Here is a 21,238-nt window from a genome sequence, read left to right on the forward strand (position 1 = left end):
CATACAGACCGGTTAGAACAGTGGACCGATGGTCCCGCAGGATTTGTTCGCCGCGTGCTTCTGCAGTACGGGCAGCTGCGGACGTGGCTTGCCACTTTTCACGTCCAGCGACAGTGCGTAGTCGCCCCACCATGGACCGGCAGCCCAGTAGGTGCTTGGGATGCAGTGCTGATTGAGATACTTCAGCAGGTTGTCGGTCGCCACGATTGCCGAGGGTGAGAAGTCCGGGGCGCCATGCTCGCCGATGAAACCACGCAGCTTGTTTTTGCTGAGCCACTCGACAAAAGGCTTGGCCCGGTTGACACCGATCATTGGATCGTAGACCTCTTTCCTGTTGGTGTAATAGCCCGAATAATCCTTGTCGAAATACAGGTGGGCTTCGAAAACCAAGTTATTTTTCGAATCACGCATCCAGGGGTCGCTGACCAGTTGGGTGTTATAGGACGGCCAGTGGAAGGCGCTGGACCAGCGGTCTCCGGCGATCACCACCCAGCGGGTCGAGTCGATGGTGCGGATGCTCTTCGCAGCGGCCAGGGCTGCGGCAGGCCATTTCCCGTTTGTGGTATGTGGCTCGTTCATCAGCCCGTAGCCGTAGACGGCGGGGTGATTGGCGACCTTTTGTGCGATCCGGCGCCAGGCATCGGAAAAGGCAGTGATAGGCACTTCTTTGGAGCCGATCATCTTGCCGTGGTAGCGGTAGTAGTTATGCATGTCGAGGACAACCTGCATGTTGTACTTCTTCGCATGGTCAAGGGTCGCCATCATACGTGCCAGCTCGACGCTGTTCAGCTCGCCGTTGAGCCTCGGTTGAATCCGTTCCCAACGAAATGGCAGACGTACCAGCTTTAGGTTGCGTTCGGCGTAGCGCTTGAAGTCAGCTTCGCCCGGGTAGATGTAGTGCTTTAGGTATGTACCGGGCAAGGCGACGTCAGCACCAAACTCGGCACCGGCCAGGTTGATGCCGACCAGGTTGATGGGGTTTGCCACTGGCGCGTTGTTGGCTGGAGCGTTAGTTCCGGTGCCCGGGCTTGCCTGGCTGAAACCGGTGCTGCTGACCGACACGGTTCGCGGGTAACCCACGGCCTTCCCGTTGATGGCGCCACCGTCCATCATCACGGTCATATTGCCGCCCGATTGATAGATCAGGTTGATGGTGCGCACCTGCCCGTCGGCAAGCCTGACTTTCGCGCCCTTGTGGAAGGCTGCCTTGTTCTGGGCGGTCGCCTTGACGGAAATCCCTACGAACTTGCCGGTGTTATAGATGCCATTGACGAAATCGCCACCGTTGAAGGAGTTGAGTGCAATCGTCAGCGGTGCGGGCGAGCTGTTCGACGGCGGGGTTACGGCCGGCTTGGTGGGCTGGCTGGGCGCAGCCGGAGTTGGGGCCGGAGCCGGAACCGGAACCGGAGCGGTGCTGCCTACAGAAAACAACTTGTTTGGGTGGCCGAGCTTGGCGCTCAAAGTCGCGCCTGAAAGCATCACGCTCATGTTGTTGCCGGATACATACACGGCGTTGATCTTGCGCACCTGTCCGTCCGCCAGCTTCACCGAAGCGCCGGCCTTGAACGCAGAGCGGTTAGCACTGTTCGCCGGAATCGAATAGCCCGCCGATTTGCGCCACACACCATTCTGCCAATCGCTGTTGGTGTAATTGTTGATGGCGCTGCTATGGCTGGACGTACTGGCCGAGGGTGCCGGCTGCGGTGCGGCGATTGCCGGCGCGCCTGTATCCGAGCCCAGCGCCGAAACGGTTTTCGGGTAACCGGTGGCCGCGACGTTGAGCGTTGCGCCAGACAGCATCACGCTCATGTGCGCGCCCGAAAAATAGACGACCTTCACCGAGCGAACCTCGCCGTTCGCCAGTTTTACCTGTGCGCCTTTCTTGAATGCGGCTTTGTTAGCCGTCGTCGCCGGGATGGAAAACCCCGCCGATTTGCGCCAGGTCCCCTTGTTCCATTCAGGACTGGTGAAGTCGTTGACTTGCGCGGTGGCGACGGCCCTCGTCGCGCTTGCAGCGGACGAGGTAGCTGCTGCGTTGGCATCCTGGATCACCGTAGTGAGGCCAAACATCGCGGTAAGCATGAAGGCGCCGAGTACTGCTCGGGGTGCGCCTGAAACTGCTTTGAGGGACATTGATATCTCCGGAACTTAATACGACAAAAGGCACGCGTGCCCTTTAAAAAATTGCGGAAGCATTCATTGGGGGATGCAACAAACGAAGCACTGCCGACGACGCCACCCACTCACAACAAAGCAGCGAAACGGCAACACCGTTGGCTCGCTTTGAATGGATAGGCTTTATATAGAAGGATTGGCAGGCAGTAAAATTATTTTGGCGCCGGTAATTCGGCATAAACCTTGGTTTTAGTTATGTGGTTTCATATTGATATTATTTGATATCAATAAGCTACTAATTTCTAATAACACAACCTGTTGATTAATAAGTAATTATTTTGCTTAGAGAAACAGGCTTAGCGCTGGGTTAGATAATTACCGTTTCGCTTGTTAGTTTGTCAGCGCATAAACGTAGCCAACCTGTTCATTGCAGAATATTTCTAAAGCACATACGCGGTTAACAAGCGAAACGTAATTAGCTCGTTCATTGAAAGATAAACGCTGTTAGATGGCAGATTGATAGCTCGGCTAGAAGAGCCGAGATGCAGGCACGGCGAATCAGACCAGGGCGGCTGACTCGCCGAAGCGGCGTCGGATCACGCTAGGTCAGCGCACCTGATCCAGGCTGTCGACGGTGAGCTCCAACGCCTTGCGCATGTCCAGACGGGCCGAGCGACCGATGTCCTGATTGTTCATCTGATAGTTGCGCTCGGAAGGCAGAATCGGCGCGGTCAGGTCGTCGGCTTCGACCGGCTCGAAATCGCTGTCTCGGCCGATGGTCAGTGCGCTGCGACGTAACAGTTCCCGCACCTGCTCTGGCGCCAGATGCGGGTTGATCGAGAGCATCGTCGCGATGATGCCCGTCACCATCGGGGTGGCGTATGAAGTGCCGCAATGCACCTCGCCACGCTTGCCGGGTTCCAGCGTTGCGGCGCGCGTGCAGGCCGAGGCAGTGATGTCGACGCGCATGTCGACGTTCGATGAAGGTCGTTTGGTGACGTACTCGGGATGCTCCACCGGTACGTCGCGCTTGTCGTTGCGCTGGTGGCCGCCAACGACCAACAGTTGTTCGGTGATGAATGAGGACGGCAGGCGGTAGTCATCCAGACTGGAGCGCGCCGAGCCGTTGCCGGCGGAATTCACCACCAGTACGTCGGGATGCTCACGGCGCAACCAGAGGAAGAACTCTTCGAGCAACTCCTCATAGCCGCTCATGGCGATGCCTGAACGAATCAGCGAGTCGACTTCCTCGCCCTCTACATCCCGCGTGCCGATGCGGTGGATGCCCCAGCTCCAATTCAATACGCGCACGCCGTCCTCGACCAGGTTGACCGATGCGGCGACGTTGGCGGTTATGCCAGCATCGGAGTTGCGCTCGACGATTACCTCGAAGCCGGCGCTGGCTGGCTCTAGTGCGCTAAGAAAACCGCTGTCGCTGGGTTCGATGCTGCGCGCCGCAAGTATCCCGGTGACGGTGGTGCCATGTTCGTCCGGCGCCTCGGCGTCCCTGGCATACACGCATGTGCGCGGCTCTCGTGGATCGCAATCGCCTAAATAAGGAGCGAACTCGGGGGCGTCGAAGTCGACGTTGCGCTCGACGATGCCGATTCGCACAGGGTGCGTCTCGACAGGGGCTTGTTTGGACGGCACGCGGTGTTGGTAATAGTCGACGGCGTCCAAGAATCGATTGGCGACCCACTCACTGTGGCGCGGCTTGGGCTCCTTGTCCTGCTCCAGCGGCTCCTCGGCGCCGGATTCCTCGATCACCACCGCATCTACGCCCACCTCGTTACCCAGGCGCAGCACGATGGCGTCTCGCTCGGTCAGGTTTTTTACCGGCAGGCGCAATTGATAGATATTGAGCGGTGCGATGGCGCCGACCACTTCGGCACCGTATTTCTTGGCCAGTTGCTGCGACTTCTCCAGGCCGTTGAGGTTTTCCTCGATGATCAGGCTGATCAAATCGACATAGGTGTTCAGCCCGTCCATGTTCTTGGTCACTTCGTCAGGGCCGGCTGCCAGCACATGGCTCCCGTTCATCGTCAACCACACCGGGTTGCTGCGGCGCTCGCCCTGTTCCAGCCACAGCGGCCCGCTTTCATGCTCGGACTTGCTCAGTGACAACCGCAGCTTGCCGTCGCCTGAACGGGTGGCTTGGACCGGTTTGCCGCGCAGCATCAGCCTGACGTCGCCGTCATCGAGCCCGGTCGCACGCAGACAGAAGGTCAACTGATCGTCCGAGAAGAGATCGCCGCAACGCTGCATATCCTTGAGTCGCAGCGGAGTCGATTCAGCCATCGCCAGGCTTGGGTGCAGCAGGCCCAGCATAAGCCCGATCGATACGCAGAGATGAGCTGCCTTCATTGTCGACGCTGCAGATAGTGGACGCTGAACAGCTCAGCGGAGTCGGTCCACTGACCGCTGCAATCGAAGCCGGCACTGTTGGCGAGATTGGCGAAGGACTCCAGCGTGTACTTGTAGGAATTCTCGGTGTGCAGGCTTTCGCCGGCATCGAAGTGAAACCGCTGGCCGTCGACGGTCACGTCCTGCGCCTCACGGCTGATCAGATGCATTTCGATTCGCGAGTCATTTTCATTGAAGAAGGCGCGGTGAGCGAAACGTGACGGGTCGATATCGCTGTTCAGTTCTTCTCGGATACGTCGCAACAGGTTGAGGTTGAACGCCGCCGTGACATGGGCACGGTCGTTGTACGCCGCTTCGAGCACGTCGCGGTCCTTGACCAGGTCAACGCCAATCAGCACACCGCCCCTGGGCGGAAGGATATCGTGCAGATGCCCAAGCAGTTTGCGCGCTTGCAACGGCGTGAAATTACCGATGCTGGAGCCGGGAAAGAACACCAGCGGGTGATGGATGGTGAAGTCGTCCGGCAGCGCCAGCTCATCGGAGAAGTCGGCACAGGCGGCATGTACTTCCAGCCAAGGATAGTCGGCGGCCAGGCGCTGAGTGCTGGTCAGTAGGAACTGCTCCGAGATGTCGATGCCCAGATAACTGACCGGCCGCAACCCTTCGAGCAGCAGGCGCACCTTGCGGCTGGCGCCGCTGCCCAGCTCGATCAGGTCGGTCTGCGGTCCGGCGATCTCACGGATATCGTTCGCCGCATCGGCGAGAATTCGTTCCTCGGTACGGGTCAGGTAGTACTCGGGCTGCAGGCATATCTGCTCGAAGAGCTCCGATCCGCGCCGGTCGTAGAAGAACTTCGGCGAAATATGCTTCGGCGAGGCGGCGAAGGCGGCCAACGTTTCGTCACGCAGCGAGGCCTCGTGAGGTTGCTGGGTCTGGTCATGGTAATGCACGGCTAACGCCATCGTCATAGCTCCCTGGCCAGGCGCAGCCCGGCGAATTGCCAGCGCATGGCCGGCTGGAAAAAGTTGCGGTAGGTGGCGCGGATATGGCTTTGCGGCGTGGCGCAGCAACCGCCGCGCAGCACCATCTGGCCGGACATGAATTTGCCGTTGTACTCGCCCAGGCTGCCTTCCAGCGGGCGGAAGCCGGGGTAGGGGCGGTAAGCGCTGGCCGTCCATTCCCAGACATCTCCGAACAACTGCGCGGGCCCGTCATGGGGGGCGCTCGCCGCGACTGGCTGCAGATGATCGTTCTCCAGGAAGTTGCCGCGCAGTGGCTGTTCTCCAGCGGCGATCTCCCACTCGGCTTCGCTGGGCAGCCGGGCGCCGGCCCAGCGTGCGTAGGCATCCGCCTCGTAGAAACCGACGTGGCAGACCGGCGCCTCCAGATCCAGCGGCCGCAGCCCGCCAAGAGTCATTTCGTACCAGGCGCCGTCGTCGCGGTGCCAATACAGCGGGGCGTTCCAGCCGTGCTGTTGGATATGTGCCCAGCCATCGGACAGCCAGAGTTCACTGCGCGCGTAACCGCCGTCGGCGATGAACGACAGGTATTCGCGATTGCTCACCAATCGATCGGCCAGCTGGAAATCTTCGATGAACTGCCGATGTCGCGGCGTCTCACAATCGAAGGCGAAACCGTTGCCGTCGTGGCCGATGTGGCGCACCCCGCCGCCATAGTCGTGCCAGCGCAGGCGGTCGTTATGCAGTGTCGGTGCCGGTTTCAGATCGTTCCGGTAAACAGGGTGCAAAGGGTTTTGCGCCAGGATGTGCTTGATGTCCATCAGCAGCAGCTCCTGATGCTGCTGTTCATGCTCGAGACCCAGCTCGACCCGGCGCAGGATTTCAGCGTCATGCTGCTGGGGTGGATTGGCCAGAAGCTCGCCCATCGCCTGATTGACGTAATGGCGGAAACGATAGACATCGTCCACGCCGGGCCGTGAAATCAGCCCGCGCTGGGCCCGTGGGAATGGCGTGCCGTGGGTTTCGTAATAGGAATTGAACAGGTGGTCATAAGCCTGATCGAGCGGTGTGTAGCCAGCCAGATACGGCTTGAGCACGAACGCCTCGAAGAACCAGCTGACGTGCGCCAAGTGCCATTTCGGCGGGCTGACGTCGGGCATGCTCTGGATGACGTAATCCTCGATCTGCAAGGGTGCGCAGATCGCTTCGCTGGTGGCGCGTACCTGCCGGAAGCGTTGCAGCAGGTGATCTGGTTCGGCGAGCGCCAGTTGCTGGTTTCGCCGTTCTGCCAGGTTGCCCATGGCGTCCCCCTTGTTTATGCCCGGCTAGTTCGAGACCGGGAGCGGCCGAAAACCGCCTCTATAGCGACCCGAAGCGAGGCGCAAAAGTTTCTGCGATGCGGATGCGAGAGCGCTGCAATGGCTTCGCTTCGCCTGTGATGTAAAGCCCGATTGCGTTAGGTACTGAACGATGTCCGGCTAACGGCTGTTACCGCTTTGCTGCGCTAGCCGTGGTGCCGATCTTGTTAGGCCTTCGCAAAAATGTGCGGCCGAATAAATTCGGCCCTACGGACCTGCGCGTTCAGAACGTTTGGAACAGGCCTTAGCGTTCTTCGACCGGCGGAGTAGGGCGGATAAGGATCTCGTTGACGTCCACGTGTGCCGGCTGCGACAGCGCGTAGACCACTGCTCGGCCAATGTCGTCCGGCTGCATCGCGTACGCCGGAGGTTCGTCGAACAGCGGCGTGTCGACCATGCCCGGCTCGATCAACGTGACCCGCACGCCAGTGCCGCGCAATTCCTCGCGCACGCTGAGGCCCATGCCGGTCACGGCCCATTTGCTGGCGCTGTACATCGAGCCGGGTATGACGAAGCGTCCTGCGGCCGAGCCCGTCAACAGCAAGTGGCCGCGACTGGCCTTGAGCGCCTCGATGCTGCAGCGCAGGGTCAGCCCGACGCCGTAGACATTGGTCAGCAGCATCTCGCGCCAGACTTCAGGGTCGGCGCCGCTGAAGCCGCCTTCGCTGCCGGGTATTCCGGCGTTGGCGTAGACCGCATCGAGCTGGCCGAAATGCTCCAGCACCTGCCGCACCATGGCCTGCTGCTCGGCGTATTCCTTCACATCACAGCGGATCGCCAATGCGCGCTCCGAGCCGCCGAGTTCGCTTACCAGTTCCGCGAGCTTGTGCTCGGAACGCGCCGCCAGCGCAACGCGGTAACCGGCTTCAGCGGCGAGCCGTGCAGTGGCCGCGCCGATTCCGGATGAAGCACCGGTGATCAGCAGAACCGGATCGCTCATAGTCACCTCCAGACTCAATAGTTTGGTGGGGTTTCCGGGATGCCGGTGTCGTCGGCCAGTACCGGCATGGTCCAGGGCTCGAGGCGCTGATCCTTGTCTTCAACGTCGAGCCGCGCCTGCTCGATGACGCTGCCGAGCCGCTGCGCGCTGCTGTATTCGTCACGCGGCACGCTGGGCACGCGCAGCATCTCGGCACCGCTGCTCGACATCACGGTAAAACCGAAACTGTCGTCGTCCGGGTTAGCACTGGTCACGCAGCCGCACGGCAGAAAGGCTTCGGTGACCAGCTGCATCGCATCGTCGAGTGTCAGGGGTTGAGTGTTCATGGTGCTCTCCATTGGCGGGCTGTCTCCAAGTTGACCGCTAGGGTCTGTTGACGTTTCGTCGCGAGCCGCGTTGCTGCGCCAAATGGCACCAGGCCAGGCGCGGGACACAGGTAATGGTTGTTCCCTTGCCAAGTCCCGCAACGCCGCATGGCGCCATTTGCCGCGCAACCCTTTGGGCCGGGCCTGTTTTTGCGCGATTCGGCGTTTCTCGTCGTTTATTTGGAACGACCAAGCTTCACTCCTCGTGCCTTGCCTCGCGCAAAAACAGGCTCCGGCGCGGCCGCGTACGAAACGTCAACAGACCCTATGGCGAGCGGCTGTTTCCGAGTAAACGACGGGCTGCGAGCGTCTGCCCTTGTGGCTGCGCCACGGCGGCAGCATATTCGTTCGTATGAAACCGACTCCCGTGCACGACGCACTCGCCGCGTTCCATCCAGCGGTAGCTGGCTGGTTCGGCCGCAGCTTCCCTTCGCCGACTCCGGCTCAAATTGCCGCTTGGCCCCTGATCCGTTCCAGTCAATCGACGCTGATCGCCGCTCCCACCGGCTCGGGCAAGACGTTGACGGCGTTTCTCGCCGCGATCGATCAACTGGTTCGGCAGAGCGTGGCTGAGGGCGGCTTGGCGAACGAAACGGCCGTGCTTTACGTCTCGCCGCTCAAGGCGCTGTCCAACGATATCCGGGTGAACCTCGAGCAACCGCTGCTGGGCATCTCCGCCGAACTGGAGCGTTTCGGCCTGCCGGCGCTGCAGATCCGCACCGCCGTGCGCACCGGCGATACGCCGCAGGCCGAGCGGGCGGCGATGCGCAAGCGTGTGCCGCATATTCTGGTGACGACGCCGGAGTCGCTCTATGTACTGCTGGGTTCCGAATCGGGTCGGCAGATGCTGACGGGCGTGCGCAGCGTGATCGTCGACGAGATCCACGCCATCGCCGGCAACAAGCGTGGCAGCCATCTGGCGTTGTCGCTGGAGCGGTTGGAAGCGCTGTGCCAGCGTCCGCTGGTGCGTGTCGGGCTGTCGGCCACGCAGAAGCCCATCGCAGCGGTGGCGGACTTCCTGGTCGGCGTCGGGCGGCGCTGTGAAGTCGTCGATATCGGCCATGGCCGCGCGCATGACCTGGCGCTGGAGGTGCCGCCGGTGCCGCTGGAAGCGGTGATGAGCAATGCCGTGTGGGAACTGGTGTATGACCGACTCGCGGCGCTGGCCGGCGAACATCGCACGACGCTGGTCTTCGTCAACACGCGGCGAATGGCCGAGCGCGCCGCGCGACATCTGAGCGAGCGCCTCGGCAATGCCATGGTCGCCGCCCATCACGGCAGCCTGGCGCGCGAGCAGCGGCTGGGCGCCGAGCAGCGGCTCAAACGTGGCGAATTGCGGGTGTTGGTGGCCACCGCCTCGCTGGAGCTGGGCATCGATATCGGCGACGTCGAGCTGGTCTGCCAGCTGGGTTCGCCGCGCTCGATATCGGCGTTTCTACAACGTGTCGGCCGTGCCGGGCATCAGGTTGGCGGTGTGTCCAAGGGGCGCTTGTTCGCCAGTTCGCGCGACGACCTGATCGAATGCGCCGCCTTGCTCGACAGCGTGCGCCGTGGCGAACTGGACAAGCTGACGATTCCCGTGGCGCCGCTGGACGTGGTGGCGCAACAGATCGTCGCTGAGGTGTCGTGCCGCGAATGGCAGGAGGATGCGCTGCTGGCGCTGATTCGCCGCGCCATGCCCTACGCCGATTTGAGCGAGGCCAGCTATCAGGCGCTGCTGGAGATGCTCGCCGAGGGCTACACCACCCGCCACGGCGCACGCGGCGCCTATCTACATCGCGATCTGGTCAGCCGCAGCCTGCGAGGCCGACGCGGCGGGCGCCTGACCGCGCTGACGTCAGGCGGCACCATTGCGGACAACGCCGACTACGGGGTGCTGCTCGAACCTCAAGGCTTCAACATCGGTACGGTGAACGAAGACTTCGCGGTGGAAAGCCTGGCCGGCGACGTCTTCCAGTTGGGCAACACGTCCTACCGCATCCTCAAGATCGAACCTGGCCGGGTACGGGTCGAGGATGCCCAGGGCCTGCCGCCGAACATCCCGTTTTGGCTGGGCGAAGCGCCGGGGCGTAGCGATGAATTATCGGCTGCGGTGGCGAGGTTGCGGCAGGAGATCGAGGATCGGCTGCACACCGTCGCCCCTCACCCCAACCCTCTCCCCAACGGGGCGAGGGGGCAGTTCGAGTGGGATGAAGTTGATGGGGTTGGCTTGGCGGCTGAAGTGGCAGGAGCGCGAGGGGCGGTTGATGATCGGCTGAATACCGCTGCCCCTCACCCCAACCCTCTCCCCAACGGGGCGAGGGGGCGGTCCGAGTGTGATGAAGTTGATGGTGTTGGCTTGGCGGCTGAAGTGGCCGGAGCGCTTGGGGAGGTTGATGATCGGCTGAACACCGACGCCCGTCACTCCAGCCCTCTCTCCAAAGGGGCGAGGGGGGAATCCGAGTGGGGTGAATCGAATGCGAGTGACTTGAGGTCTGGTGCAAGGGCTGGAGCATTCCCGTCGCGCCCGGTGGCCGCAGGCTTGTCTCCCTCTCCCCTTGCGGGAGAGGGCTGGGGTGAGGGGGAGGCGATGCGCACGCTGGACCTGACCTTCGCCATCGCCTGGCTAACCGACACCCTCGGCCTACCAGACCCCGCCGCCCGACAGATCGTCGAATATCTGGCCCGCGCGCGCTCGGCACTGGGTGCGCTGCCAACGCAACACCGGCTGATCATGGAACGCTTCTTTGATGAATCAGGCGGCACCCAACTCGTCATTCATTCGCCCTACGGCAGCCGGATCAACCGCGCCTGGGGCTTGGCCCTGCGCAAGCGTTTCTGCCGCACCTTCAACTTCGAGCTGCAGGCGGCGGCGACCGAGGATGCGATCATCTTTTCGCTGTCCACCAGCCACAGCTTCCCCCTCGACGATGTCTGGCGCTACCTCCATTCAAATAGCGCCGAGACGGTCCTGATCCAGGCGCTACTCGACGCACCGCTGTTCGGCGTGCGCTGGCGCTGGAACGCGACCACCGCGCTGGCGCTGCCACGCATGGCCGGCGGACGTAAGGTGGCGCCGCAGTTACAGCGAATGAAGAGCGAAGACCTGCTCGCCACAGTCTTCCCCGATCAGGTCGCATGCCTGGAAAACATCGTCGGCGAACGCGAGATCCCCGAGCACCCGCTGGTGGCGCAGACCCTGGACGACTGCCTGCACGACGCCATGGACAGCGAAGGTTGGCTGGCGCTGTTGCGGCGCATCGAGGCGGGTGAAGTCGAGCTGCTCGCGCGTAATCTGCCGGCGCCGTCACCGCTGGCTATGGAAGTGCTGGGCGCGCGTCCCTATGCCTTCCTCGACGACGCGCCGCTGGAAGAGCGCCGCACCCAGGCGGTGCTCAATCGACGCTGGACCGATCCCGAGTCCAGTGACGATCTGGGCGCGCTGGATGCCGCTGCGATCGAAGCGGTGCGCGAGCAAGCCTGGCCGCACGCGCGTAATCCGGATGAGCTGCATGAGGCACTGGTCGGCCTTGGCGGTATAGCCGAGAGCGAGGCATCGGCCGAGCAGGATTGGCTTGGCTGGCTGGGTGAACTGGCCCGTGGCGGTCGCGCGACGCGAATGCAGATCGCGCAGGATCGTGCGCTCTGGCTGCCCATCGAACGCTTGGCGCTGTTGCGGTCGATCTATCCCCACGCACGTTGCGAGCCGGCGCTGGCGACGCTGCCCGGCTTCGATCAACAGTCGAACGAGGATGAGGCGTTGGTCGAGCTGATCCGCGCGCGGCTGACCGGTTTCGGCCCCTTGCCGGTCTCGCTGATCGCTCAGCCATTGGCCTTGCCGGCCTCAGCCGTCGCCCAGGCCCTGATCCGTCTGGAATCCGAAGGGTATGTATTGCGTGGTCGCTTCACACCCGGCGCGAGCGAAGACGAATGGTGCGAGCGGCATCTGCTGGCGCGCATCCACCGTTACACAGTCAAACGCTTGCGCCGCGAGATTGAACCGGTGGAGCGCGCAGATTTCATGCGCTTTCTGTTCGACTGGCAGCACCTGTCCGAAGCGACGCGGATGCAGGGCCGCGACGCGCTCGGCACGGTGGTCGAACAACTAGAAGGGTTTCAGGCCGCCGCCGGGGCCTGGGAGAGCGACCTGCTGCCTGCGCGGTTGAAGGACTACGGTCGCACTTGGCTGGACGAATTATGCCAAACCGGGCGCATCGTCTGGACGCGCCTGGCCGGGGGGATCAAGGCCAGCAGCGGCCCGGTGCGTGGCACACCTATCGTGCTGTTGCCGCGTCGACACCTCGTGGCCTGGTATGCGCTGGCTGGCGACGCACCGCAGCCAGAGCTTTCGTCACGGGCGCAGCGGGTTTTCGAGACGCTGCAAGGGCAGGGCGCGCTGTTCTTCGATGAGCTGCAGCAGGACGCGCATCTGCTGCGCAGCGAACTGGAAAATGCGCTCGGTGAGCTGGTCGCGGTCGGGCTGGTCAACGCCGACAGCTTCGCCGGCCTGCGCGCCTTGCTGGCGCCCGCCGCTAAGCGTTCACGCAGTGGCCGGCAGAGTCGCGGCGGTGCCTTCATCGGTGGCATGGCCGATGCGGGACGCTGGGCGCTGGTCCGCAAGGGTGCGAAGGCGCCGGTCGAAACCGCAACGTCGCGCTCGCCTGCGCTCGATCCCGAAGCGCTGGAACACATCGCCATGACGCTGCTGCGCCGCTACGGCGTGGTGTTCTGGCGGTTACTGGATCGGGAAGCGGACTGGCTGCCGTCCTGGCGCGAGTTGTTGCGCGTTTACCACCGGCTCGAAGCGCGTGGCGACATTCGCGGAGGGCGCTTCGTCGCGGGCGTACCGGGAGAGCAGTTCGCTTTGCTGGAGGCGGTCGGCCTGCTGCGCGAGATACGCAAGCGGCCGCTCACGGGCGAGATGATAGCGGTGTCGGCGGTCGATCCGCTGAATCAGCTCGGTACCCTGCTGCCGGGCGAGCGCGTGCCGGCAGTGGCAGGCAATCGCATCCTCTATCGCGACGGTGTACCGCTGGGATTGCTGATCGCCGGCAAGCCAGAACTACTGACGGAACTGGACGAAGAGGATCAGCGCAAAGCACGACAACTGCTGGCGGTAGCGCGGCGTTAGTGAGATTTGGGCTTCTGGCTAAAAGCGCAGCCCTGCGGTCTGCATTCGCCGCGGGTCGCGCCTCCCACTTGGCGCGGTGTGCACCGGTTGCTTTCGTAGGAGGCCCGCCCTCGGGGCGAAGCGGGGTGGAGACAATGTGAGGCGGTAAGGTCTGATGTGAGCTGGAGGCTGGAGGCTTGAACCTCTCAGCCTCCAGCCTCCAGCCTCCAGCCTCAGGCCTTCAGCCCAACGCCCAAGACCTGAGCCTCCCAAGACCATCGACAATCACCCCGCAACCAATACGCGTATCGCCTCCAGGCGCAGCGCTGCTTTCTCCAGCATGGCCAGACCTTCTTCACGCTGCTTGCGCAGTGCGTCGATTTCGCTGTCACGCACGCTGGGGTTGACGGCTTGCAGGGCGGTCATACGCGCCAGTTCTTCATCGAGGTTGGCTTTCAACCGGCGCTGTGCTTCGGCTACGCGCTCGCTGTGACGCGGGGCGATCTTGGCTTCGGCGCCGGATATCTGCGCCGACAGCACGTCGCGTTGTGCTTGGACGAACTTGTTGGCGCTGGCCCGCGGCACGCTTTCCAACTGGTCGGTAAGGGTTTCGAAGGCCACTTTCGGTGCCAGGTCGTTGCCGTTCGAATCCAGCAGACAACGCAACGCCAACGGCGGCAGGAAGCGGTTCAGCTGCAATGCACGCGGCGCCACCACTTCGCTGACGAACAGCAGTTCCAGCAGCACGGTGCCAGGCTTGAGCGCCTTGTTCTTGATCAGCGCCACGGCGGTGTTGCCCATGGAGCCGGACAGCACCAGGTCCATGCCGCCCTGCACCATGGGGTGTTCCCAAGTGAGGAACTGCATATCCTCGCGAGCCAGGGCCTGTTCGCGGTCGTAGGTGATGGTCACGGCTTCGTCGTCGCCGAGCGGGAAGCTGGCGTCCAGCATCTTCTCGCTGGGGCGCAGGATCAGGGCGTTCTCGGAATGATCTTCGCTGTCGATGCCGAAGGCGTCGAACAGCTCTTCCATATAGATCGGCAACGCGAACTGATCGTCCTGTTCCTCGATAGCTTCGACCAGCGCGGCGCCTTGTTCGCCGCCGCCGGAATTGAGTTCCAGCAAGCGGTCGCGACCTGCATGCAGTTCGGCTTCCAGGCGTTCGCGTTCGGCACGCGCTTCGTCGATAAGCTGTTGAAACTCGTCATCGTCGCCTTCTTCCAGCTGGCTCAGCAGGCGCGGGCCGAACTGGTGCTGTAGGGCGTTGCCGGTTGGGCAGGTATTGAGGAAGGCATTCAGCGCCTGGTGATACCACTGGAATAGACGTTCCTGAGGGCTGGTTTCCAGGTAGGGCACATGCAGCTGAATAACGTGCGCCTGGCCGATGCGGTCGAGACGGCCGATGCGCTGTTCGAGCAGGTCAGGGTGCGCCGGCAGGTCGAACAGCACCAGGTGATGAGCGAACTGGAAGTTGCGACCCTCACTACCAATCTCGGAACAGATCAGCACCTGCGCACCGAACTCTTCGTCGGCGAAGTAGGCGGCCGCACGGTCGCGCTCCAGGATGCTCATGCCTTCATGAAACACGGTGGCCGGGATGCCGGAGCGCACGCGCAGGGCGTCTTCCAGATCCAGCGCGGTCTCGGCGTGGGCACAGATGACCAGCACCTTGAATTTCTTCAGCATTTTCAGCGTATCGATCAGCCACTCGACGCGCGGATCGAAGGTCCACCAGCGGTTCTGCGCCTCGGGCTCGTCCAGCTGGCTTTGGAAGGCGACTTCCGGATACAGCTCGGCGTGCTCGCCCAGTGGCAGCTCCAGATATTCGGCCGGGCAGGGCAGCGGATAAGGATGCAGCTGGCGCTCTGGGAAGCCACGCACGGCGGCGCGGGTATTGCGGAACAACAGGCGCCCGGTGCCGTGGCGGTCGAGCAGTTCGCGGATCAGGCGGCTGCTGGCTTCGATGTCTCCATCGGTAGCGGCGGCGAGCAGGGCTTCGCCTTCGGCGCCGAGGAATTCATGAATCGTCTGGTGCGCGCGCTCGGACAGCCGCCCTTCGTCGAGCAGTTCCTGCACCGCTTCGGCGACCGGCTGGTAGCTGGCGCTTTCGGCGCGAAATGCTTCCAGATCATGGAAACGGTTCGGGTCGAGCAGGCGCAGACGGGCGAAGTGGCTTTCTTGGCCCAGTTGCTCCGGCGTGGCGGTCAGCAGCAGCACGCCGGGAATGACCTCGGCCAATTGCTCGACCAGCTTGTATTCGGCACTGGCGTTTTCCGGGTGCCAGACCAGGTGATGCGCCTCGTCCACCACCAGCAGGTCCCAGCCGGCAGCGAAGGCGGCGTCCTGAGCACGCTCGTCGTCCTTCAGCCATTCCAGCGACACCAGCGCCAGCTGGGTGTCCTCGAAGGGGTTGCTGGCATCGCTCTCGATGAAGCGTTCGTCATCGAACAGCGCGACCTGCAGATTGAAGCGGCGGCGCATCTCCACCAGCCACTGGTGCTGTAGGTTTTCCGGCACCAGGATGAGTACCCGGTTGGCGCGGCCGGAGAGCAGTTGGCGATGGATCACCAAGCCGGCTTCGATGGTTTTGCCCAGGCCCACTTCATCGGCCAGAAGTACCCGTGGCGCGATACGGTCGGCGACTTCGCGGGCGATATGCAGCTGGTGCGCGATGGGTTGTGCACGCGCGCCACCCAGGCCCCACAGCGAGGAGGTCAGCTGTTTGCTCTGGTTTTCCAGCGTGTGGTAACGCAGCTTGAACCAGTTCAGCGGGTCGATCTGGCCGGCGAACAGGCGATCGCTGGCGAGGCGGAACTGGATGAAATTCGACAGCTGGGTTTCCGGCAGCGTGCGGGCTTCGTTCTGCGCGGTCAGGCCGTGATAGACCAGCAAACCGTCGACGTCGTCGACTTCGCGCACGGTCATCTTCCAGCCTTCGAAGTGCGTGACTTCATCGCCGGGGACGAAGCGCACGCGGGTCAGCGGAGCACTGCGCGCGGCGTACTGGCGGGTTTCGCCGGTCGCGGGGTAGAGCACGGTGAGCATCCGCCCGTCCTGCGTGAGGATGGTTCCAAGGCCGAGTTCCGCTTCGCTGTCGCTGATCCAGCGTTGCCCCGGTAGATACTGCTGCGCCATGCTGCCTCCCGCTGTGAAAAAAGCGCGCTATGGTAACGGAACACTGTCGCGAGAGCGACGACAGATGCCCACTGGAGTGTAGCCCTGCTGCTAAAGTCGGCAGCGGTTCAGCCGATCAACCGGTACAGGCCCATCTCACGGGTAACCGATTGATCTCGGGCTGCTTAAGGGAGAGAGCGAAAATGCTGCCAATCATTCCGCCAGGCACCGTTCAGGTCACCGCGCAACAGGATGTGGTCAAGCCGCGCCCCGACATCGCCCCGGTTACGCCGGTAGAGCCGAGCGCCGATGAAAGCTCGGTCGAGCTCGATCGCCGACATCCGCAGGAAGCTGAGCAGATGTTGCGCGACGAACAGCGCCGCCGTCGGCGCCGTGGCTATACCGCCCAGGAGCTTGCCGAGGGCGAAACCGCCGAAGAGGATCAGGACGCCCTCGATGAGTTGCCGCGCCAAGGGCTCTGGGTGGATGTCGAGGTTTGACACGTTCTTTAGCCGGTGCCGCGATGATCGACCTGCCGCACGCTGAATTGGCCTACCTGCCGCAATGGATCGGCGTGGATATAGCCGACCACTGGCTGCACGAGCTAATGCTGCAGACGCCCTGGTCGCAGCCCCGGATAAAACTCTACGGCCGTAGTTTCGCCGTACCGCGATTGGTCGCCTGGTATGGAGATACCGGGGTGGGCTACCGTTATTCGGGGCTGGTTCATGAACCGTTGTTATGGACACCGCTGCTGGCCGACATCCGCGAGCGGGTGCAGCGGCAGGTCGGCCAACGGCTGGACGGCGTGCTGCTCAACCTGTATCGCGACGGACAGGATGCCATGGGCTGGCACAGCGATGACGAACCGGAGCTTGGTCCGGAGCCGTTGGTGGTTTCGCTCAACCTGGGCGCGACGCGGCGCTTCGACTTTCGTCGAAAAGGCACCAGCCGCATCGAGTATTCGCTCGATCTGGGACATGGTTCGCTGCTGGTCATGAGCGGTCCGACGCAGCATTATTGGCAACACCAGATCGCCAGAACGCGCAAGGTTTCCGAACCGCGCCTCAACCTGACATTCCGCCAGATCATCCGCGAGCCAGTCTTATGAGCAACGATGTAAAGCTGATCGACTTCAGCGCCGAACGTGAAAAGCGCATTCATGACATCAAGGAAAAGCGCCTGGCCGAAATGCGCCAGGCCTTCGAAGAGGCGCTGCCCCTGGCCAAGCCGAAAAAGAAAGCCAAAACCAAACCGAAAAAGCGCTAATAGGGCTATCCACAACTAGCTTCCAGCAGAGTTTTTTACAACCGTTCGATACGGCGCCTTCCGCATCTCCCTCCGATACGCCCCTTTTCTTGATCCAGATCAGCTCGTACGGCGCCTGTTTTGCCCGGCTTCGCGCCTATTGATTCCCGTCAATTTTTTATTCGGGCGAGAAGGCGACTATGCAGCCATCAGACAGCGCAACACCTTGGAGGCAAGAAATCATGTTCGTCGATAATGTGGTGCTCGCAGGGGTGGTCACGGTCGGCCTGATGGTCGCCTTCCTTGGCGGTTTCGGGTTTTTCATCTGGCGGGACGCGCAAAAGAAGCGGTGATCCGGCCGGTATTACAGAGCACGCAAGGCATTTGGGCGACTTAGGTCGCCCTTTTTTATTGCCTGTGATTAGCGGCGGTGCTGGGGCTGCACGAACACCGCGCTGGTGAACGGTGGTACCTCAAACTCGTCGGAAGTTACTTTGGCCTGCCGCGCGACCGGGTCGCTCGACGCTCGCAGTACCGGATGCAGCTGGTAACCGCTACCGCCCGGCAAGCGAACACGCTCGGGCGAGGCGTTGAGCACCACCATCAAAGACTGATAGCGCCGGTCGAGATCGCGGCCGTCGCGCGGGCCATCGGCCAGGCTGAAGGCGATCACGCCCGGTTGCTGCTCCGGACCCGTGTTGTGGAATTGCAAGCGGCGTTGCACCTCGCGGGCGCTGTCGAGCTGGAACAGCGGGCTGTCGCTGCGGATCGTCAGCAATTCGAGAAAGCGACGCTTGGCGGCGACGATGTTCACTGCGCTCGGCCTGGCATGAGGGTCGGCGATGACCTGGCGGATCAGTGGCCAGTTGTCGCCATCCTTGTCAGCACGCGGCAGGCCCTTGTTCCAGTTGTTGTCCTGGTAGCTGAAATCCACCGTATTGAACCAGTCACCCGAGTCGTAACTGTCACGCTGCATGGATTTGGAGCGCAGGATGTCCGAGCCGAGATGGATGAAGGGCAACCCCTGGCTGAACAGCGGCACGGACAATGCGACCAGTTGCAGGCGGACGCGGTCAGCAACCGGGAGGTTGGCCGGGAGCTTGTACTGGTTGTTGTCCCATAGCGTCTGGTTGTCGTGCTTGGAGACGTAGTTGATGGTTTCCTGCGGGTCGAGTGTGTAGCCGGCGGGTTGTCCGTTGTAGTCGATCTCTCCGCCGCTGCGCAGGCTGCCGTCGGCGCTGATGAATTGGAAGTCGCGCAGACCGCCGGCGATGCCGACGCGGATCAGGTCCGCCGCGTGCAGCAGTTGCGCCTTTTCCTGCGCGCCAGCGCCGGACAGCTCATTCGGTCGGACATAGAGGCCATTGGCGAAACCCTGATTGCGGCGGATGCTCTCGCCACCGTCGAAGGGGCTTCCACCGCGCACCGCATCGCGCTGCCGATCGTTGAAGGTGCCGATGCCGGTGCCGGCCATGTTCAGCTGCGTGGCGTTGACGCCACGGGCATTGCCCGCCACTTCGCCGAAATCCCAGCCTTCGCCGTAGAAGTAGGTATCCCGGTCGATCCGGCGGACGGCTCGATAGGCGTCCACTACATTCTTGCGCAGGTGATGGCCCATCAGATCGAAGCGAAAGCCGGCGACCTTGTAGTCGCGAGCCCAGACCTCCAGCGAATCGGTCATCAGCTTGGCCATCATGCGGTGTTCGCTGGCGGTGTTTTCGCAGCAGGTCGATGTTTCCACGGCGCCGGTGGATGGATCGCGACGGTGGTAATAACCGGGCACGATCTTGTCGAGCACCGATTTCTCGGCCAGCCCAGAGGCGTTGGTGTGGTTGTAGACCACGTCCATTACGGTGGCGAGGTCTTGACCGGCTAGCGCCTGGACCATCTGGCGGAACTCGATGATGCGCTGCACGCCTTCGGCGTCGCTGGCGTAGCTGCCTTCCGGCGCCGTGAAGTGGAAGGGGTCGTAGCCCCAATTGAAGTTGTCGAGCGCGCGCAGGTCGTTGTAGAGCGATTGCGCCTGTCCGCTGGCCGGATCGAACCCTTGCAGCACTTGGCGAATGCTCGTCGCGCCGCAGTATTGCGCCCAGCGCTGGCGGGCACCGGAAGACAGCTCGCAGAGCTTGGCGAATGGATCGTCCAGGTCGACGCGGCGAGCGGGGTCCTCGTCAACGGTGGCGATGTCGAACGCTGGCAGCAGCTGCACATGGGTCAGCCCGGCCTTGCGTAGATCGCGCAGGTGGCGCATGCCGTTGCTGTCCGGCTGGGTAAAGGCGCCGTAGGTGCCGCGCAGATCGGCCGGCAGACTGGTGTCGCTGGCGCTGAAGTCGCGGATATGCGTTTCGTAGATGACGCTCGCTTCGGGGCGTTCCGGATGCGGTGTGCGCAATGCGTCCCAGCCGGCGGGCTTGAGGTCGCTGGCGTCCAGATCGACGACCTGGGCGTACTGGCTGTTGAGCGACAGGCTCAGGGCGTAGGGATCGCTGACCAGTGTCGTCTCGATCTTGCCGGTGCTTGGCCGATAGGCTGTGACTTCGTACTGGTAATACTGCCGATCCAGCGACGGCGGGCCGTCGAGGCTCCACACGCCGAGGCGTTCATCCATGGTCTTCGGGTAGCCGGGCAGCAGGCGCTTGGACGCGTCGAACGCATGCAGGCGGACCCGCTGGGCCGTCGGTGCCCAGAGTTTGAACGACACGCCGCGCCCATCGACTCGCGCGCCGAGGTCGCCGTTGTAGGCGAATAGCTGATCGAGAACGCCCGCCGTCTGTACCTCCGTGGCGTCGATTACCTGTTGCTGCGCGTCATAGGCGACCACCACCAGCTGACTCATGACGGCGCGACGTAACGCCTGTGCGCCGGCCACGAAGCGGAAGGCCTGCGCTTCGGCCAGATGCGGATGCTGACGTTTGAGCCCTTCGCGAAGGGTTGCGGGTCGCAGCGCGAGCGCGGTGCCGCCGCTGACCGTGCGTGTCTCGCCGTCGATGCGGATGCTGGCGTCGGTGGAATAACGCAATTCGAGCCGGCTGGCCGCTGGCGCGCCGTCGACCAGCGCCAGCGTGAACGGATCGAGCCAGTGCGCACGCGCGCCCTTGATCGCGACCTCGGGCCCGCTCAAGGGCGTGCTGGAAAGTTGTGCGGTGCCGCTGAGCGTAAAGACACGACGGCCCAAGTCGTCGAAGCGCCAGGTCAGGTCGCCGCCACCCAGGTCCTTTTCGTCGCCTTTGTGCATGATCAGGTTCAGGCAGCTGGCGTCGGCGGTCAGTGCGATACGGTAGTAGGCGCCGTGCTCCGGATCGGTGCCGGCTGCTTGCAAAGGTTGATCCCAGCCGGTTTCCGTCTGGCTGCCATTACATGCGGCCGTGTTCCATAGATGCAGGCCCCAACCGGCGTAGTCGCCGTCGGCTCGTTGGTAATACAGCAGGGCCTCATCGGGGCCAGGGTCGAGCGGTGCGGCCGATGCTGGCTGGAGGGCCAGCGAAAAGCCGCCGAGAACGAGCGCCGCCAGGCGCCGATAAGCGATCGAGCGTATGAGCATGGTTGAGGTCCCGGTGTTGTTATTGTTGTACCGCACGCAGGATGGTCGACGCGCGGTGGACGCTGCGCATCCTCCGTGGGGGTTGCTCGTGGGGCGTAGCTTGGGGCCGTAATAGCTTTCTGCTTGCCCCACCATGCCGAGAACG

At 62.9% G+C, this 21,238-nt stretch carries 13 protein-coding genes; 5 read left to right on the top strand and 8 right to left on the bottom strand.

The genetic code is table 11. The annotated features are described in order from the left end of the window. Positions 1-12: 12 nt before the first annotated feature. The 6 genes from E0D86_RS16345 to E0D86_RS16370 form a co-directional block, all read right to left on the bottom strand. On the bottom strand, positions 13-2,133 hold the full coding sequence (locus E0D86_RS16345) for a glycoside hydrolase family 5 protein (RefSeq protein WP_131651104.1): 2,121 nt from the start codon (positions 2,131-2,133) through the stop codon (positions 13-15). Positions 2,134-2,721: 588 nt separating this feature from the next. Further along, a complete protein-coding gene (locus E0D86_RS16350) occupies positions 2,722-4,443 on the bottom strand; it encodes a S8/S53 family peptidase (RefSeq protein ID WP_256681254.1) in 1,722 nt (573 codons plus the stop codon). 32 nt (positions 4,444-4,475) lie between these two features. Beyond that, a complete protein-coding gene (gene egtD / locus E0D86_RS16355) occupies positions 4,476-5,441 on the bottom strand; it encodes an L-histidine N(alpha)-methyltransferase (RefSeq protein ID WP_131651106.1) in 966 nt (321 codons plus the stop codon). 2 nt (positions 5,442-5,443) lie between these two features. Further along, positions 5,444-6,739, bottom strand: coding sequence for an ergothioneine biosynthesis protein EgtB (egtB, locus tag E0D86_RS16360; RefSeq protein ID WP_131651107.1), 1,296 nt, complete (start codon positions 6,737-6,739; stop codon positions 5,444-5,446). 301 nt (positions 6,740-7,040) lie between these two features. Continuing rightward, positions 7,041-7,736, bottom strand: coding sequence for an SDR family oxidoreductase (locus E0D86_RS16365; RefSeq protein ID WP_131651108.1), 696 nt, complete (start codon positions 7,734-7,736; stop codon positions 7,041-7,043). A gap of 14 nt (positions 7,737-7,750) precedes the next feature. Next, positions 7,751-8,062, bottom strand: a complete 312-nt coding sequence (locus E0D86_RS16370; RefSeq protein ID WP_131651109.1) for a hypothetical protein — start codon at positions 8,060-8,062, stop codon at positions 7,751-7,753. Positions 8,063-8,453: 391 nt separating this feature from the next. On the opposite strand from E0D86_RS16370, the gene E0D86_RS21675 reads away from it, so the two are divergent. Beyond that, positions 8,454-13,211: a DEAD/DEAH box helicase gene (locus E0D86_RS21675; RefSeq protein WP_131651110.1), complete on the top strand. Its 4,758-nt coding sequence runs from the start codon at positions 8,454-8,456 to the stop codon at positions 13,209-13,211. Positions 13,212-13,475: 264 nt separating this feature from the next. Here E0D86_RS21675 and rapA read toward each other — a convergent pair whose 3' ends face one another. Continuing rightward, on the bottom strand, positions 13,476-16,325 hold the full coding sequence (gene rapA / locus E0D86_RS16380; RefSeq protein WP_131651111.1) for an RNA polymerase-associated protein RapA: 2,850 nt from the start codon (positions 16,323-16,325) through the stop codon (positions 13,476-13,478). Positions 16,326-16,507: 182 nt separating this feature from the next. Between rapA and E0D86_RS16385 the strand changes: the two genes are divergently transcribed. From E0D86_RS16385 to ccoM, 4 genes are all read left to right on the top strand, one after another. After that, positions 16,508-16,804, top strand: coding sequence for an aspartate-semialdehyde dehydrogenase (locus tag E0D86_RS16385; protein ID WP_131651112.1), 297 nt, complete (start codon positions 16,508-16,510; stop codon positions 16,802-16,804). A gap of 23 nt (positions 16,805-16,827) precedes the next feature. Beyond that, entirely contained in the window at positions 16,828-17,415 is a 588-nt protein-coding gene (locus E0D86_RS16390; RefSeq protein ID WP_131651262.1) for an alpha-ketoglutarate-dependent dioxygenase AlkB, read from the top strand. Further along, positions 17,412-17,573, top strand: coding sequence for a hypothetical protein (locus E0D86_RS21425; RefSeq protein ID WP_165914254.1), 162 nt, complete (start codon positions 17,412-17,414; stop codon positions 17,571-17,573). The genes E0D86_RS16390 and E0D86_RS21425 overlap by 4 nt, the downstream gene beginning before the upstream one ends. 221 nt (positions 17,574-17,794) lie before the next feature. Then, the gene (gene ccoM / locus E0D86_RS21780; protein WP_305955872.1) at positions 17,795-17,905 is read left to right on the top strand and encodes a cytochrome c oxidase subunit CcoM; all 111 of its coding nucleotides are present in this window, start codon (positions 17,795-17,797) and stop codon (positions 17,903-17,905) included. 68 nt (positions 17,906-17,973) lie between these two features. Here the strand turns inward: ccoM and pulA are convergent, their stop codons facing one another. After that, entirely contained in the window at positions 17,974-21,093 is a 3,120-nt protein-coding gene (pulA, locus tag E0D86_RS16395) for a pullulanase-type alpha-1,6-glucosidase (RefSeq protein ID WP_131651113.1), read from the bottom strand. Positions 21,094-21,238 lie beyond the last annotated feature (145 nt).

Source organism: Pseudomonas sp. IC_126 (assembly GCF_004331835.1).
GTDB lineage: Bacteria > Pseudomonadota > Gammaproteobacteria > Pseudomonadales > Pseudomonadaceae > Stutzerimonas.